This is a genomic window from Bacillus sp. YP1 (assembly GCF_000877815.1).
Taxonomy (GTDB): domain Bacteria; phylum Bacillota; class Bacilli; order Bacillales; family Bacillaceae; genus Bacillus; species Bacillus subtilis.
This window is the reverse complement of record NZ_CP010014.1, coordinates 2479949-2496173: the sequence shown is the minus strand read 5'-3', so window position 1 is coordinate 2496173 and position 16225 is coordinate 2479949. Positions and strand designations below refer to the sequence as shown.

At 44.4% G+C, this 16225-nt stretch carries 13 protein-coding genes and 1 other annotated feature; of the genes, 11 read left to right on the top strand and 2 right to left on the bottom strand.

Annotated elements, in window-relative coordinates; all coding sequences use genetic code 11:
* Positions 1 to 48 precede the first annotated feature (48 nt).
* Together lon and yihA are read left to right on the top strand one after the other, a co-directional pair.
* Positions 49 to 2373 (top strand): endopeptidase La, encoded by a 2325-nt coding sequence (gene lon, locus QF06_RS12300; protein ID WP_003229618.1) that lies wholly within the window; start codon positions 49 to 51, stop codon positions 2371 to 2373.
* Positions 2370 to 2957: a ribosome biogenesis GTP-binding protein YihA/YsxC gene (gene yihA, locus QF06_RS12295; protein WP_003229621.1), complete on the top strand. Its 588-nt coding sequence runs from the start codon at positions 2370 to 2372 to the stop codon at positions 2955 to 2957. Before lon ends, yihA begins: the two co-directional genes overlap by 4 nt.
* Positions 2958 to 2978: 21 nt before the next feature.
* On the opposite strand, the gene QF06_RS12290 is transcribed toward yihA, so the two are convergent.
* Positions 2979 to 3476 (bottom strand): hypothetical protein, encoded by a 498-nt coding sequence (locus QF06_RS12290; protein ID WP_041850184.1) that lies wholly within the window; start codon positions 3474 to 3476, stop codon positions 2979 to 2981.
* A gap of 229 nt (positions 3477 to 3705) precedes the next feature.
* On the opposite strand from QF06_RS12290, the gene hemA reads away from it, so the two are divergent.
* From hemA to cotN, 8 genes are all read left to right on the top strand, one after another.
* A complete protein-coding gene (gene hemA, locus QF06_RS12285; protein WP_004399038.1) occupies positions 3706 to 5073 on the top strand; it encodes a glutamyl-tRNA reductase in 1368 nt (455 codons plus the stop codon).
* 7 nt (positions 5074 to 5080) lie between these two features.
* Complete coding sequence (locus QF06_RS12280) at positions 5081 to 5911, top strand: cytochrome c biogenesis protein (protein WP_003222575.1); 831 nt, start codon at positions 5081 to 5083, stop codon at positions 5909 to 5911.
* 32 nt (positions 5912 to 5943) lie between these two features.
* A complete protein-coding gene (gene hemC, locus QF06_RS12275) occupies positions 5944 to 6888 on the top strand; it encodes a hydroxymethylbilane synthase (RefSeq protein WP_015251536.1) in 945 nt (314 codons plus the stop codon).
* Positions 6878 to 7666 carry a uroporphyrinogen-III synthase gene (gene hemD / locus QF06_RS12270; protein WP_014477560.1) on the top strand — a complete coding sequence of 263 codons (789 nt, stop codon included), beginning with the start codon at positions 6878 to 6880 and terminating at the stop codon, positions 7664 to 7666. Before hemC ends, hemD begins: the two co-directional genes overlap by 11 nt.
* Positions 7663 to 8637: a porphobilinogen synthase gene (hemB, locus tag QF06_RS12265; RefSeq protein WP_015483525.1), complete on the top strand. Its 975-nt coding sequence runs from the start codon at positions 7663 to 7665 to the stop codon at positions 8635 to 8637. The genes hemD and hemB overlap by 4 nt, the downstream gene beginning before the upstream one ends.
* Positions 8638 to 8666: 29 nt before the next feature.
* On the top strand, positions 8667 to 9959 hold the full coding sequence (gene hemL, locus QF06_RS12260) for a glutamate-1-semialdehyde 2,1-aminomutase (RefSeq protein ID WP_033882929.1): 1293 nt from the start codon (positions 8667 to 8669) through the stop codon (positions 9957 to 9959).
* A 129-nt stretch (positions 9960 to 10088) separates the two neighbouring features.
* Positions 10089 to 11816, top strand: a complete 1728-nt coding sequence (spoVID, locus tag QF06_RS12255) for a spore coat morphogenetic protein SpoVID (protein WP_033882931.1) — start codon at positions 10089 to 10091, stop codon at positions 11814 to 11816.
* Between the two features lie 32 nt (positions 11817 to 11848).
* Positions 11849 to 12874: a spore coat protein CotN gene (gene cotN / locus QF06_RS12250; RefSeq protein WP_033882934.1), complete on the top strand. Its 1026-nt coding sequence runs from the start codon at positions 11849 to 11851 to the stop codon at positions 12872 to 12874.
* An 18-nt stretch (positions 12875 to 12892) separates the two neighbouring features.
* On the opposite strand, the gene QF06_RS12245 is transcribed toward cotN, so the two are convergent.
* Entirely contained in the window at positions 12893 to 13084 is a 192-nt protein-coding gene (locus QF06_RS12245; RefSeq protein WP_003222590.1) for a hypothetical protein, read from the bottom strand.
* A gap of 165 nt (positions 13085 to 13249) precedes the next feature.
* Positions 13250 to 13472, top strand: a binding site (T-box leader).
* Positions 13473 to 13531: 59 nt separating this feature from the next.
* Here QF06_RS12245 and valS point away from each other — a divergent pair.
* A complete protein-coding gene (gene valS / locus QF06_RS12240; protein WP_041850183.1) occupies positions 13532 to 16174 on the top strand; it encodes a valine--tRNA ligase in 2643 nt (880 codons plus the stop codon).
* Positions 16175 to 16225: the final 51 nt, after the last annotated feature.

Below are 16225 nucleotides of genomic sequence, written 5' to 3'. Positions count from 1 at the left end.
AAGTTGTATTATAATGGTTCATACTAAAGTCACGGAGGTGTCAGTCACATGGCAGAAGAATTAAAACGCAGCATCCCGCTCCTCCCTTTAAGAGGTTTATTAGTGTACCCGACGATGGTTTTGCATTTAGATGTAGGACGTGACAAGTCGGTTCAAGCTCTTGAACAGGCAATGATGCATGATCATATGATATTTTTAGCCACTCAGCAGGATATTTCGATAGACGAACCTGGTGAAGACGAGATTTTCACTGTCGGCACCTATACAAAAATTAAGCAAATGCTGAAGCTTCCGAACGGTACGATTCGTGTGTTGGTGGAGGGCCTCAAGCGCGCCCATATCGTCAAATACAATGAACACGAGGATTACACGTCGGTCGACATTCAACTTATTCATGAAGATGATTCAAAAGATACAGAAGACGAAGCATTGATGCGGACTTTGCTAGACCACTTTGATCAGTACATAAAAATTTCTAAAAAAATCTCGGCCGAAACGTACGCCGCGGTTACTGATATCGAAGAGCCGGGCAGAATGGCAGACATCGTTGCTTCTCATCTGCCCCTTAAACTAAAGGATAAGCAGGATATTTTAGAAACGGCTGATGTCAAAGACAGGCTGAACAAGGTCATTGATTTTATTAATAATGAAAAAGAAGTGCTGGAGATTGAGAAAAAAATCGGCCAGCGCGTCAAACGTTCGATGGAGCGTACGCAGAAGGAATACTACTTGCGAGAACAAATGAAGGCGATTCAAAAAGAGCTTGGCGATAAAGAAGGCAAAACTGGCGAAGTTCAGACGCTGACGGAAAAAATCGAAGAAGCAGGCATGCCTGATCATGTGAAGGAAACAGCGCTTAAAGAATTGAACAGATATGAAAAAATTCCGTCAAGTTCTGCGGAAAGCTCTGTGATCCGCAACTATATCGACTGGCTGGTTGCTCTTCCGTGGACGGATGAAACAGATGATAAGCTTGATTTGAAAGAAGCAGGACGTCTCTTGGACGAAGAGCACCACGGGCTTGAAAAAGTAAAAGAACGTATTTTAGAATATTTGGCTGTCCAGAAGCTGACCAAATCCCTGAAAGGCCCGATTCTCTGTTTGGCAGGACCTCCAGGTGTCGGAAAAACGTCTTTAGCCAAATCAATTGCAAAAAGCTTGGGACGCAAATTCGTCAGAATCTCACTCGGAGGAGTTCGGGACGAATCAGAGATACGCGGACACAGACGGACCTATGTCGGAGCAATGCCTGGACGGATTATTCAAGGGATGAAAAAAGCGGGCAAGCTGAATCCGGTCTTCTTATTAGACGAAATTGACAAAATGTCATCTGATTTTAGAGGAGACCCATCATCCGCTATGCTTGAAGTGCTTGATCCAGAGCAAAACAGCAGCTTCAGTGATCACTATATTGAAGAAACCTTTGATTTATCCAAAGTGCTGTTTATCGCAACGGCGAACAATTTGGCCACAATTCCGGGTCCGCTCAGAGACAGAATGGAAATTATTAATATCGCAGGCTACACAGAAATAGAAAAACTTGAAATCGTAAAGGATCACTTGCTTCCAAAGCAAATCAAAGAACACGGGCTGAAGAAAAGCAACCTGCAGCTGCGTGATCAGGCGATTCTTGATATTATCCGCTACTATACGAGAGAAGCTGGTGTGAGAAGCCTTGAACGCCAGCTTGCCGCGATTTGCCGTAAAGCTGCAAAAGCCATTGTTGCTGAAGAGCGAAAACGGATTACGGTTACTGAGAAGAACCTTCAAGACTTTATCGGAAAACGTATTTTCAGATATGGACAAGCTGAAACAGAGGATCAGGTTGGTGTAGTGACAGGGCTTGCTTATACAACCGTTGGCGGAGATACGCTGTCGATTGAAGTATCGCTTTCTCCGGGGAAAGGGAAATTAATCCTGACAGGAAAGCTCGGAGATGTTATGAGAGAGTCTGCTCAGGCTGCATTCAGCTATGTGCGATCCAAAACAGAAGAACTTGGCATTGAACCTGACTTTCATGAGAAGTATGATATTCATATACATGTACCAGAGGGTGCGGTGCCAAAAGATGGTCCGTCAGCCGGTATTACGATGGCAACAGCGCTTGTTTCTGCTTTAACGGGACGGGCGGTTTCGCGTGAAGTCGGCATGACTGGGGAAATCACGCTTCGCGGGCGCGTGCTGCCGATCGGCGGCTTAAAGGAAAAAGCGCTTGGCGCACATAGAGCGGGATTAACGACCATTATTGCGCCAAAAGATAATGAAAAAGATATAGAGGATATTCCGGAAAGCGTCAGGGAGGGGCTGACATTTATATTGGCGTCCCACTTAGACGAGGTTTTGGAACATGCCTTAGTAGGAGAGAAGAAATGAAAGTCACAAAGTCAGAAATCGTGATCAGTGCAGTAAAACCGGAACAGTACCCTGAAGGGGGGCTTCCGGAAATCGCATTGGCCGGAAGATCGAACGTAGGAAAATCGTCTTTTATCAATTCATTAATCAATCGCAAAAATCTTGCGAGAACGTCATCAAAGCCGGGAAAAACACAAACGCTTAATTTCTACATTATCAATGATGAGTTGCATTTTGTGGATGTGCCGGGCTACGGTTTTGCCAAAGTGTCAAAGTCTGAGCGTGAAGCATGGGGGAGAATGATTGAAACCTATATCACGACACGCGAGGAATTAAAAGCTGTGGTGCAGATCGTTGATTTGCGGCATGCGCCATCTAATGATGATGTACAGATGTATGAATTCTTAAAGTATTACGGCATTCCTGTTATTGTTATCGCTACAAAGGCGGATAAGATCCCGAAAGGCAAATGGGACAAACACGCGAAGGTTGTCCGACAAACATTAAATATTGATCCGGAAGACGAGCTGATTCTCTTTTCCTCAGAAACGAAAAAGGGAAAAGACGAAGCTTGGGGAGCGATCAAAAAAATGATAAACCGGTAGAGGATCCTCTACCGGTTTTATTTATCGTATAGATTTTTTTCGTTTTATCAATAATAACAATAAACTGATTCCAATAAAGACAAACGGCCAATACTCCTTCAGAAGCGCTGTTGGAATATGCGCAGACTCAAGCCATGCCATAATTTGTTTGAAAAAGTACAAAAACAGGGAAAAACAAATCATCGACACAGCTTCATATACATATTCTTTTTTTTGAACGGTTGAAACGAGAAGTGAGAAGCCGATCATAAAGAGGAGCATTTCAAAATCATCCGGCCACCATACCCATTTCGGCTTGGAAAAAAAGTGTAAACCGATCCCGAAGAGAAGTAAACCAATAAAAAAATGGGGTGTAACGGCTTCTTTTTTTCCTTGATATACAAAGGCTGCGCCTAATAACATGAGGAGAACAGGCCATTGATCCTGCCCTGAAAACAGTTCGGCTTGACCGCTTTCTAGCCATGCATATACAGAAGCGGCAAGCAGCAGACAAGGGAATAAAATTGATTTTTGTTTCATGCATATCACCTTCTTGTTTTTTAGAGCTGATGTGTAGTAAATTTCTGCTGTTTTTGGTATTGTCAATAGGAATGCTTCTTTTTCCTGAAGCTTTTTCTAATATAGCATAAGAATTTTAAAATCTGTTCACATTTTGTGAAAGAAACTATGTTATAATTATTATAAATAATGAGTTCTATGTTAGAATGATTATAAATTAAGATTGGGTGTTGGGGGTGTAATTAGAGCGATGCATATACTTGTTGTGGGAGTAGATTATAAATCCGCCCCTATTGAGATACGTGAAAAAGTAAGTTTTCAGCCGAATGAGCTGGCGGAAGCAATGGTGCAGCTGAAAGAAGAGAAAAGCATTCTTGAAAACATCATTGTCTCAACCTGCAACCGCACTGAAATTTATGCGGTAGTCGACCAGCTCCATACCGGCCGTTATTATATAAAAAAGTTTTTAGCTGATTGGTTTCAATTAAGCAAAGAAGAGCTGTCACCGTTCTTAACGTTTTATGAGAGCGATGCCGCTGTTGAGCATTTATTCCGTGTAGCCTGCGGACTTGACTCTATGGTGATTGGCGAAACGCAGATTCTCGGACAGGTACGCGACAGCTTTAAAACAGCTCAGCAAGAAAAAACGATCGGGACTATTTTTAATGAGCTGTTTAAGCAGGCAGTTACAGTGGGCAAACGGACTCACGCCGAAACAGACATTGGCTCAAATGCGGTGTCAGTAAGCTATGCTGCAGTTGAACTTGCTAAAAAAATCTTCGGAAATCTTTCAAGCAAGCACATATTGATTCTCGGTGCGGGAAAAATGGGCGAGCTTGCTGCGGAAAACCTGCACGGACAGGGAATCGGCAAGGTCACTGTCATTAACCGAACATACTTGAAAGCGAAGGAGCTTGCAGACCGTTTCTCAGGTGAAGCGAGAAGCTTGAATCAGCTTGAAAGCGCGCTTGCGGAGGCTGATATTTTAATCAGTTCAACCGGTGCAAGTGAATTTGTCGTGTCCAAAGAGATGATGGAAAACGCGAATAAGCTTCGCAAGGGACGTCCGCTGTTTATGGTCGACATTGCCGTGCCTAGAGATCTTGATCCGGCGCTGAATGATCTTGAAGGTGTTTTTCTTTATGATATCGACGATCTGGAAGGCATTGTAGAAGCGAACATGAAAGAGCGGAGAGAAACAGCTGAAAAAGTTGAACTGTTAATTGAAGAAACCATTGTGGAATTTAAACAATGGATGAATACACTTGGTGTTGTGCCTGTTATTTCTGCATTGCGCGAAAAGGCGCTTGCCATCCAGTCAGAAACGATGGACAGCATTGAGCGTAAGCTGCCTCACTTAAGCACAAGAGAGAAAAAACTGTTGAACAAACACACCAAAAGTATTATTAACCAAATGCTTCGTGATCCGATTTTAAAGGTGAAAGAGCTTGCGGCAGATGCTGATTCTGAAGAAAAGCTCGCGTTGTTTATGCAGATTTTTGATATTGAAGAAGCTGCGGGCCGTCAAATGATGAAAACCGTTGAAAGCAGCCAGAAGGTCCACTCTTTTAAGAAGGCTGAATCAAAAGCGGGCTTTAGCCCACTTGTAAGTGAGTGAAAGCTGAATGATTGATACTGCAATGGCAAGACTTAATGAGGGGACAATCGTCATTTACGCGTTAAGTGTACTCTTTTATTTTATAGATTTTCTTCAACACAACCGGAAGGCTGGAAAAATGGCCTTCTGGTTGCTTTCTATTGTCTGGACTCTGCAAACCGTGTATTTGGCCTATTTTATGTGGGTGACGGGGCGGTTTCCGGTATTAAATGTGACGGAGGCGCTTTATTTTTATGCCTGGGTGCTTGTCACGCTGTCACTTGTACTGACAAAGCTTTTACGTGTTGACTTTATCGTGTTTTTTACAAATGTTATAGGATTTTCTATGATCGCCATTCACACATTTTCACCGACAGAGCAGCAGTCAGCTGCTTTTTCCGGGCAGCTTGTATCCGAGCTTTTGGTGATTCATATTACAATGGCGATTCTTTCATACGGCGCTTTTTCCCTTTCTTTCGTTTTTTCTGTGCTATATATGTTTCAATATCATCTGCTGAAAAAGAAAAAGTGGGGAAAATGGCTGTTGAGAATAGAAGATTTATCTAAGCTTGATTATATGGCGTATGTTTTAAATGTCATTGGGGTTCCGATGCTGCTGCTGAGTTTGATTCTCGGCGTCATTTGGGCGTATGTCTCACTAGAAACGCTGTATTGGTTTGACGCCAAAGTGCTTGGTTCGTTTGTCGTCCTGCTGCTGTACAGCTACTATCTTTATATCAGGCTGATTAAGGAGCTGCAAGGAAAGGTCGCAGCACTGTGGAATACGGCTTGTTTTCTGGTGCTGATGATCAATTATTTCCTGCTTGGAAGCCTGTCGCAATTCCATTGGTTCAGTTAAACGATGTCCCAAGCAGATTCGGGAGGAAAGAAATGATGAGAACGATTAAAGTAGGTTCCAGACGGAGCAAACTCGCTATGACTCAAACAAAATGGGTTATTCAAAAACTGAAGGAAATCAATCCTTCGTTTGCTTTTGAAATTAAAGAGATCGTGACAAAGGGCGACCGGATTGTCGATGTTACACTCTCAAAAGTGGGTGGAAAAGGGCTGTTTGTCAAAGAAATTGAACAGGCGCTTTTAAACGAAGAGATTGATATGGCGGTGCACAGCATGAAGGACATGCCTGCTGTTTTGCCTGAAGGCCTTGTGATCGGCTGTATTCCTGAACGGGAGGACCCGCGTGATGCCCTTATTTCAAAGAATCGCGTAAAGCTTTCAGAAATGAAGGAAGGTGCTGTCATTGGCACAAGCAGTTTAAGAAGAAGCGCGCAGCTTTTGATTGAGCGCCCTGACCTTACAATTAAATGGATTAGAGGTAATATAGATACAAGACTTCAAAAGCTGGAAACAGAGGATTATGACGCGATTATTTTAGCGGCTGCCGGCCTTTCTAGAATGGGTTGGAAGCAAGATGTCGTAACCGAATTCCTTGAGCCTGAGCGCTGTTTGCCTGCTGTGGGGCAGGGAGCCCTGGCGATTGAGTGCCGAGAATCGGATGAAGAGCTGTTGGCGTTGTTTTCTCAGTTTACAGATGAATATACAAAACGGACTGTCTTAGCAGAACGTGCTTTTTTAAACGCGATGGAGGGCGGCTGCCAGGTTCCGATCGCGGGCTACTCCGTGTTAAATGGACAGGATGAAATTGAAATGACAGGTCTTGTCGCTTCACCTGACGGCAAAATCATTTTTAAAGAAACCGTCACCGGAAACGATCCGGAGGAAGTAGGAAAGCGCTGTGCCGCTCTTATGGCTGACAAAGGAGCAAAAGATTTAATTGATCGTGTAAAACGGGAGCTTGATGAGGATGGAAAATGATTTTCCGTTGAAAGGAAAAACAGTGCTTGTCACCCGGAATAAGGCACAGGCAACATCATTTCAGCAAAAAGTGGAGGCGCTTGGCGGTAAAGCGGTTTTAACCTCTTTGATTACGTTTCGCCGCGCTTTGCCGAATGATGTTGCGGAACAGGTAAGAGAGGATCTTGCCGCGCCAGGCTGGCTTGTTTTTACAAGTGTGAACGGGGCAGACTTCTTTTTTTCTTATCTGAAGGAAAATCAGCTTATTCTCCCTGCGCATAAAAAAATTGCAGCCGTCGGTGAAAAAACCGCCCGCCGTTTAAAAACGCATAACGTATCGGTTGATGTGATGCCACAGGAGTATATTGCTGAACAATTGGCTGACGCTCTTAAGCAGCATGCTGAACCGGGGGAGCCCATTACCGTGATGAAAGGGAATTTGTCACGTGATGTGATAAAACAAGAGCTTGTCCCGCTCGGTTTTGAAGTAAAGGAATGGGTTCTCTACGAAACGATTCCGGATGAAGAAGGCATTGAGGCACTGAAAGACGCTGCGGGTCAATATTCCTTTGACTATGTAACATTTACGAGTTCATCAACCGTACATACGTTTATGCATGTCTTGGGAGAAGAATTAAAAAAGTGGAAGGCGAATGGGACGGCCTGTATCAGCATTGGGCCTTTAACAAATGATGCCCTTCTGACGTACGGCATCACATCGCATACGCCTGATACATTTACAATAGATGGCATGCTTGAGTTAATGTGCAGCATGTCAAGAGAGGAAGAGAGAATATGAGTCAATCATTTAATAGACACCGCCGCCTGCGGACATCAAAAGCAATGAGGGAAATGGTAAAGGAAACACGTTTGCATCCATCAGATTTTATTTATCCGATTTTTGTCGTTGAAGGGCTGGAAGGCAAAAAAGCTGTTCCGTCAATGCCTGATGTTTACCATGTATCATTAGATTTATTGAAGGATGAAGTAGCGGAGCTGGTCAAACTGGGCATTCAATCTGTTATCGTGTTCGGCATCCCGGAAGAAAAAGATGATTGCGGAACACAAGCGTACCATGATCACGGAATTGTCCAAAAAGCCATCACAGAAATTAAAGAACACTTCCCTGAAATGGTTGTTGTCGCTGACACGTGCCTGTGTGAATATACAGACCACGGCCATTGCGGACTGGTCAAAGACGGGGTCATCCTCAATGATGAATCGCTGGAACTTTTGGCGCAGACAGCTGTCAGCCAAGCGAAAGCAGGTGCGGATATCATTGCGCCATCAAACATGATGGACGGATTTGTTACAGTGATCAGAGAAGCACTTGATAAAGAAGGATTCGTCAATATTCCAATCATGTCTTACGCTGTGAAATATTCTAGCGAGTTTTACGGTCCGTTCCGTGATGCAGCAAACAGCACACCGCAATTCGGAGACCGCAAAACATATCAGATGGACCCTGCCAACCGTATGGAGGCACTCCGCGAAGCACAATCAGATGTCGAGGAAGGCGCGGACTTTTTGATTGTCAAACCTTCGCTTTCTTATATGGATATCATGCGTGACGTAAAAAATGAGTTTACTTTGCCGCTCGTCGCTTATAATGTAAGCGGAGAGTATTCAATGGTGAAGGCTGCAGCGCAGAACGGCTGGATCAAAGAAAAAGAAATTGTGTTGGAAATTTTGACAAGCATGAAGCGCGCGGGTGCCGACCTGATTATTACGTATCATGCGAAAGACGCAGCGAAATGGCTTGCGGAGTAATTTTATTCAGTTGACAGGAGTTGAGGCAGATGAGAAGCTATGAAAAATCAAAAACGGCTTTTAAAGAAGCGCAAAAACTCATGCCGGGCGGTGTGAACAGTCCCGTTCGCGCATTTAAATCGGTAGACATGGACCCGATTTTTATGGAGCGCGGAAAAGGCTCGAAAATCTTTGATATTGACGGGAATGAATATATTGACTACGTCTTGTCATGGGGGCCTTTAATTTTAGGGCATACAAATGACCGCGTCGTAGAAAGCCTCAAAAAAGTGGCTGAATACGGGACAAGCTTCGGTGCTCCGACTGAAGTAGAAAATGAACTGGCTAAGCTCGTCATTGATCGTGTGCCATCTGTAGAAATTGTACGAATGGTAAGCTCCGGAACAGAGGCTACAATGAGTGCCCTCCGTTTGGCAAGGGGCTATACGGGCCGCAACAAGATTTTAAAATTTGAGGGCTGCTACCACGGACACGGCGATTCTCTCTTGATTAAAGCTGGTTCAGGTGTTGCCACTCTCGGTCTGCCTGACAGCCCGGGGGTGCCTGAAGGCATTGCGAAAAACACCATCACCGTTCCGTACAATGATTTAGAAAGTGTAAAGCTTGCTTTCCAGCAATTCGGTGAAGACATTGCGGGAGTCATTGTAGAGCCAGTTGCCGGAAATATGGGTGTTGTTCCGCCGCAAGAAGGTTTCCTGCAGGGTCTGCGTGATATCACTGAGCAGTACGGCTCCCTGCTGATTTTTGATGAAGTGATGACTGGCTTCCGGGTCGATTATAACTGCGCTCAAGGCTACTTCGGCGTAACGCCTGATCTGACTTGTTTAGGAAAAGTAATCGGGGGCGGACTTCCTGTCGGCGCTTATGGCGGAAAGGCAGAAATCATGGAGCAGATCGCTCCAAGCGGCCCGATCTATCAAGCTGGTACATTGTCAGGCAACCCGCTTGCGATGACGGCTGGCTTAGAGACATTGAAACAGCTGACACCTGATTCCTACAAGAAATTCATCAAAAAAGGCGACAGACTGGAAGAAGGAATTTCAAAAGCCGCCGAGGCTCATGGCATTCCGCATACCTTTAACCGTGCAGGTTCGATGATCGGTTTCTTCTTTACAAACGAACCAGTCATCAATTATGAAACGGCGAAATCATCTGATTTGAAGCTGTTCGCAAGCTATTATAAAGGGATGGCAAATGAAGGGGTATTCCTTCCGCCATCACAATTCGAAGGTCTTTTCCTCTCAACGGCCCATACTGATGAAGATATTGAAAACACAATCCAGGCAGCTGAGAAAGTATTTGCTGAGATCAGCCGCAGATAAGAGTGAAAACCGGTTCAAGGACTCCTTGTGCCGGTTTTTTCGTGCTCTGCCACTCATATTTTCTCCAGTTCATACATACACCTTTAGTGACATCTAATTTTAAGGATTAGATGAAAGGAGGATATGAACTTGCCGCAAAATCATCGATTGCAATTTTCTGTAGAAGAATCGATCTGTTTCCAAAAAGGACAGGAAGTTTCTGAACTGCTTTCTATTTCATTAGATCCTGATATTAGGGTTCAGGAAGTAAATGATTATGTATCAATCATAGGATCGCTTGAACTTACAGGTGAGTACAACATAGATCAAAACAAACATACCGAAGAGATTTATACAGATAAGCGGTTTGTTGAACAAGTCAGAAAGAGAGAGGATGGAAGTGCGGAACTGACTCACTGTTTTCCTGTGGATATTACCATTCCGAAAAATAAAGTGAGCCATTTACAGGATGTCTTCGTCTTTATTGACGCATTTGACTATCAATTGACGGATTCGCGCATTTTAACAATTCAAGCTGATTTAGCGATCGAAGGGCTTTTGGACGATACGCAAGACAAAGAGCCGGAGATACCTTTATATGAAGCTCCTGCGGCATTCAGGGAGGAAGAGCTTTCAGAGCCGCCGGCACATAGTGTAGTAGAAGAACCGGGTGCATCATCGGCAGAGGAAGCAGTTCTTCAGCATGAACCGCCAGCCGAACCGCCAGAACTTTTTATCTCGAAAGCGGGGCTCCGTGAAGAACTGGAGACAGAAAAAGCAGAATCTGAGCCGCCTGAATCGGTTGCTTCAGAACCAGAGGCCAGAGAAGATGTGAAAGAGGAAGAAGAGTCAGAAGAGCTTGCTGTGCCGGAAACGGAGGTTCGTGCTGAATCGGAAACAGAAGAATCTGAGCCAGAACCTGATCCTTCAGAAATAGAGATTCAAGAGATCGTTAAAGCAAAAAAAGAAACGGCAGAGCCGGCAGCTGCAATAGCGGATGTTCGTGAAGAAGCAGACTCTCCAGCGGAGACTGAGCTTCGTGAACACGTTGGAGCAGAAGAATCGCCTGCTTTGGAAGCTGAGCTTCATTCAGAGACTGTGATTGCAGAGGAAAAAGCGGAAACAACAGTGTCTCCTAATCATGAATATGCGCTGCGCCAAGAGGCTCAAAATGAAGAAGCAGCTCAATCGGATCAGGCTGATCCTGCGCTTTGCCAAGAAGAGGCGGAACCGGATGAAGCTTTGGAGAGTGTATCAGAGGCCGCTCTCTCCGTAGAAGATAGCAGAGAAACAGCTTCAGCTGTATATATGGAGAATGACAATGCCGATTTACATTTCCATTTCAATCAAAAAACAAGCTCGGAGGAGGCATCTCAAGAAGAATTGCCTGAACCGGCATACCGTACCTTCCTGCCTGAACAAGAAGAGGAGGATTCTTTTTATTCAGCGCCTAAGCTGCTGGAGGAGGAAGAACAAGAGGAAGAGAGCTTCGAAATTGAAGTGAGAAAAACACCATCACCTGAAGAGCCTAAGGAAGAAACACCTTTTCAATCCTTCCAGCTGCCTGAATCTTCTGAGACTGAAAGGAAGGAAACGGATGCTGTTCCTAGGGTTGCTCCTGCTGCTGAAACGAAGGAACCTCAAACAAAGGAAAGTGATAATTCTCTTTATTTAACAAAACTCTTTACAAAAGAAGCGGATGAGTTTTCGAGAATGAAAATTTGTATTGTGCAGCAGGAAGATACGATCGAGCGTTTATGCGAACGGTATGAAATTACATCCCAGCAGCTGATCAGGATGAATTCTTTAGCCTTGGATGATGAATTAAAAGCAGGACAGATTCTCTATATTCCTCAATATAAAAATAGCCATGCGTAAACCGTAAGCGATCGGAAAATGTGGTGAATGAAATGGAAGATACCCAATCGGTTCTTCAGGAATACGGACTGACTGCTCAATTTATTGAGCCTGTCAGTCCTCTTGTTTGGAAAGTGTATACAGACTACGGCGTATTTGCCCTGAAAAAATTGAAAGAGGGTCGCGGCAAGCATTTTACAGATCATATGGTGGCGATTGAGGAAAAAGGCTTTCGTTCATTCGTTCCCGTGTACAGAACAAATAGCGGTGAGTTTTTCTCAGCAGGCATACAATACGGAGATACCTACTATTTAATGCCTTGGCTCCAATTTGACCAAGAGGAAGAACGGGATCAGAAACATGCTTATTTATTTAGGGAAACAGCCCGTCTTCACGAGAGAACTGCACAGGAACTAAAGGTTAGACGTGATGAGATTGAACGTTATTACGGGCAAACGAAAAAAAAGTGGGAACAAGATAAAATTTTCTATGAGCAGTTTGTGGATAGAGCGGAGAAGGAATGGTACCTTTCTCCCTTTGAACTCCAGGCCATAACCTATTTTTCTGAAACCATTTCCGCGGTGAATTTTGCGCTGGAACGGCTGGAGGACTGGTATGAGTCTGCAAAGGAAAAGGACGTTTCAAGGGTTGTAATGAACCACGGCAGCCTGTCTATACACCATTTTCTGTATAATGATGCTGGGACCGGATATTTTACAAACTTCGAAAGAGCATCTGTCGGTCCGCCGCAAAACGACCTGCTCGGCTTTTATACAAAAATGTTCAGAGGCTTTCCGAAAGCTTGTCCGGAATGCGTCGAATGGTTTTATGGATATACGAAATCATTCCCTTTGCGTGAAGCGGAAGTCAGTCTTTTTCTCAGCTATATGGCATATCCGGCAGCCATGTACAAGGTGCTGAACGGTTATCAAACTGGGAAAAGACAGCATGAAAAAGAGGAATGTACACAATTATTAAAGGCTTATTGGCAAATGAAAAATATAGAGCCGTTTGTGATGAAAATCCATCAGATTGAACAAGAGAAAAAATTTCAGGCTGAAAACGAGTCCACGTCTTAATGGCGCGGACTTGTTTGTTTATATCCATTCTAAATGAAGGGCGCAAGCTAAAAAGATTAGGATTGCGAGCAGCAAAACATCAAAGGTTGTCGGAAAGAAAATGGTTCTGATTCCTTGAAAAATCGTAATGGGAATAATCACTTGTGCGGATACAAGCCGAATTTGCCTTACCCATGGCGGCAGCGAATAAGAGCTGAAACGTTTCTTCACGGTGCATCCTCCTCTACGCATTTACAAGCATCATATGTAAACTTGGGCAATAGGTGCCTGCCCATCTGTATAGAAAGCGGTGTTTTTGGAAAAGATGATTGACGAATCAAAAACACTTTTACTATAATAAAGAACATAAATAATGTATACAATGAGCTGATAAATACACCTGCTTAGAACGGGAAGAGTACAAAAAAGGCGCATGCAGAGAGAGAAGCCGTTTGCTGAAAGGCTTCTTATGTTGTCTGATTGGAAGGTCGCCCGGGAGCATAATTTCTTGAAAGAAGAGTAGAGAAATTCGGGAAACACCCGTTATCCGTTATAAGTGCATGAACTGATAGAGTTCATGAAAAAAGGTGGTACCGCGAAAGAGCTTTTCGTCCTTTTACAGGGATGAAGAGCTCTTTTTTCGTTCTCAGCCATTTTTAAACATGCTGGAGGGTTATGATGGAAACGAATGAACAAACAATGCCGACGAAATATGATCCGGCAGCGGTTGAAAAAGACCGATATGATTTTTGGCTAAAAGGCAAATTTTTTGAAGCGGGTAGTGACCAGACAAAAGAGCCATACTCTGTTGTCATCCCGCCGCCAAACGTAACAGGAAGACTTCACCTTGGCCACGCATGGGACACAACGCTGCAAGACATTGTAACAAGAATGAAACGCATGCAGGGCTATGATGTGCTGTGGCTTCCAGGCATGGACCATGCCGGCATCGCAACACAGGCTAAAGTGGAGGCGAAACTTCGTGAAGAAGGCAAATCCCGCTACGATTTAGGCCGTGAAAAATTCCTCGAAGAAACGTGGAAGTGGAAGGAAGAATATGCTGACTTTATTCGCAGCCAGTGGGCGAAATTAGGTCTTGGCCTAGATTATTCCCGTGAACGTTTTACGCTGGATGAAGGCTTGAGCAAAGCGGTAAGAGAAGTATTCGTTAAGCTTTATGAAAAAGGCCTGATCTACAGAGGCGAATATATTATTAACTGGGACCCAGCGACAAAAACAGCCCTATCCGACATTGAGGTGATTTACAAGGATGTTCAAGGCGCGTTCTATCATATGAGCTATCCGCTTGCTGACGGTTCAGGCTCAATTGAAATTGCGACGACACGTCCTGAAACAATGCTCGGTGATACAGCTGTTGCCGTTCACCCTGAAGACGAGCGCTATAAACACCTTATCGGAAAAACGGTGATCCTGCCGATTGTAAATCGTGAAATTCCGATTGTCGGTGATGACTATGTTGATATGGAATTTGGTTCAGGTGCCGTGAAAATTACGCCTGCTCATGATCCGAACGACTTCGAGCTTGGCAACCGCCACAATTTAGAACGCATTCTTGTCATGAATGAAGATGGCACGATGAATGAAAATGCTCTGCAATATCAAGGCATGGATCGTTTTGAATGCCGCAAAAAGCTCGTGAAAGATTTACAGGAGGCGGGAGTTCTCTTCAAGATCGAGGATCATATGCACTCTGTCGGCCATAGTGAACGAAGCGGGGCTGTTGTGGAGCCTTATCTTTCTACACAATGGTTTGTGCGCATGCAGCCGCTTGCTGATGCAGCGATTGAGCTGCAAAAGAAAGAAGAAAAGGTCAATTTTGTGCCTGACCGTTTCGAAAAAACGTATTTACACTGGATGGAAAACATCCGCGACTGGTGTATCTCCCGTCAATTGTGGTGGGGCCATCGTATTCCTGCCTGGTATCATAAAGAAACAGGCGAGCTATATGTCGGGCTTGAAGCGCCGGAAGACAGCGAAAATTGGGAACAGGATACAGACGTACTGGATACATGGTTCAGTTCTGCGCTATGGCCTTTCTCCACAATGGGCTGGCCTGATGTAACGGCTGAAGACTTTAAACGCTACTATCCGACAGATGTTCTCGTGACAGGGTACGATATCATTTTCTTCTGGGTATCACGCATGATTTTCCAAGGCATTGAATTTACAGGCGAGCGCCCGTTCAAAGATGTTTTAATCCACGGCTTAATCCGTGACGAGCAAGGCCGGAAAATGAGTAAATCTCTTGGCAACGGTGTCGACCCGATGGATGTGATTGACAAGTACGGAGCCGATTCTCTGCGTTATTTCCTTGCGACTGGAAGCTCTCCTGGCCAGGATCTGCGCTTCAGCTATGAAAAAGTGGAATCGACCTGGAATTTTGCCAATAAAATTTGGAACGCCTCCCGTTTTGCATTAATGAATATGGATGGCATGACGTACGATGAACTTGATCTGTCAGGCGAAAAGTCAGTCGCTGACAAGTGGATTTTAACGCGATTAAATGAAACGATCGAGCACGTGACCCAGCTTGCTGATCGATATGAATTTGGTGAAGTAGGACGCCATTTATATAACTTTATTTGGGATGATTTCTGTGATTGGTATATTGAAATGGCGAAGCTTCCGCTTTATGGAGAAGACGAAGCGGCTAAGAAAACTACCCGTTCCATCCTTGCTTACGTACTTGATCAAACGATGCGTCTGCTCCATCCGTTTATGCCATTCTTAACGGAGGAAATTTGGCAGCACCTTCCTCACCAAGGGGAATCGATTACAGTAAGTCAATGGCCTGTAGTAGTGCCGGAGCATACCGATACTGAAGCGGCAGCTGACATGAAGCTTCTTGTTGAGCTGATCCGTTCTGTGCGCAATATCCGCAGTGAAGTCAATACGCCAATGAGCAAGCAGGTTGAACTGTACATTAAAACAAGCACAGACGAAATAGCAGCCCGCCTCGAAGCGAACCGTTCATATGTTGAACGCTTTACGAATCCGAGCGTGCTTATAATCGGCACCGATATTGAGGCTGTTGATAAGGCGATGACGGCCGTTGTCTCAGGAGCAGAGGTTATTCTTCCGCTTGAAGGCTTAATCAATATTGATGAAGAAATTGCCCGTCTGCAAAAAGAATTTGATAAACTGACAAAAGAAGTTGAGCGTGTCCAAAAGAAACTTGGAAATGAAGGATTTATGAAAAAAGCGCCTGCACACGTAATTGATGAAGAACGTGAAAAAGAAAAAGATTATGTGGCGAAGCGTGACGCTGTTCAAAAACGAATGGCTGAGCTGAAGGGTTAATGAAAAGCCGGGGCGGTTTCTAGAGAAACCGCCTTGTCTTATAAAAGAGGG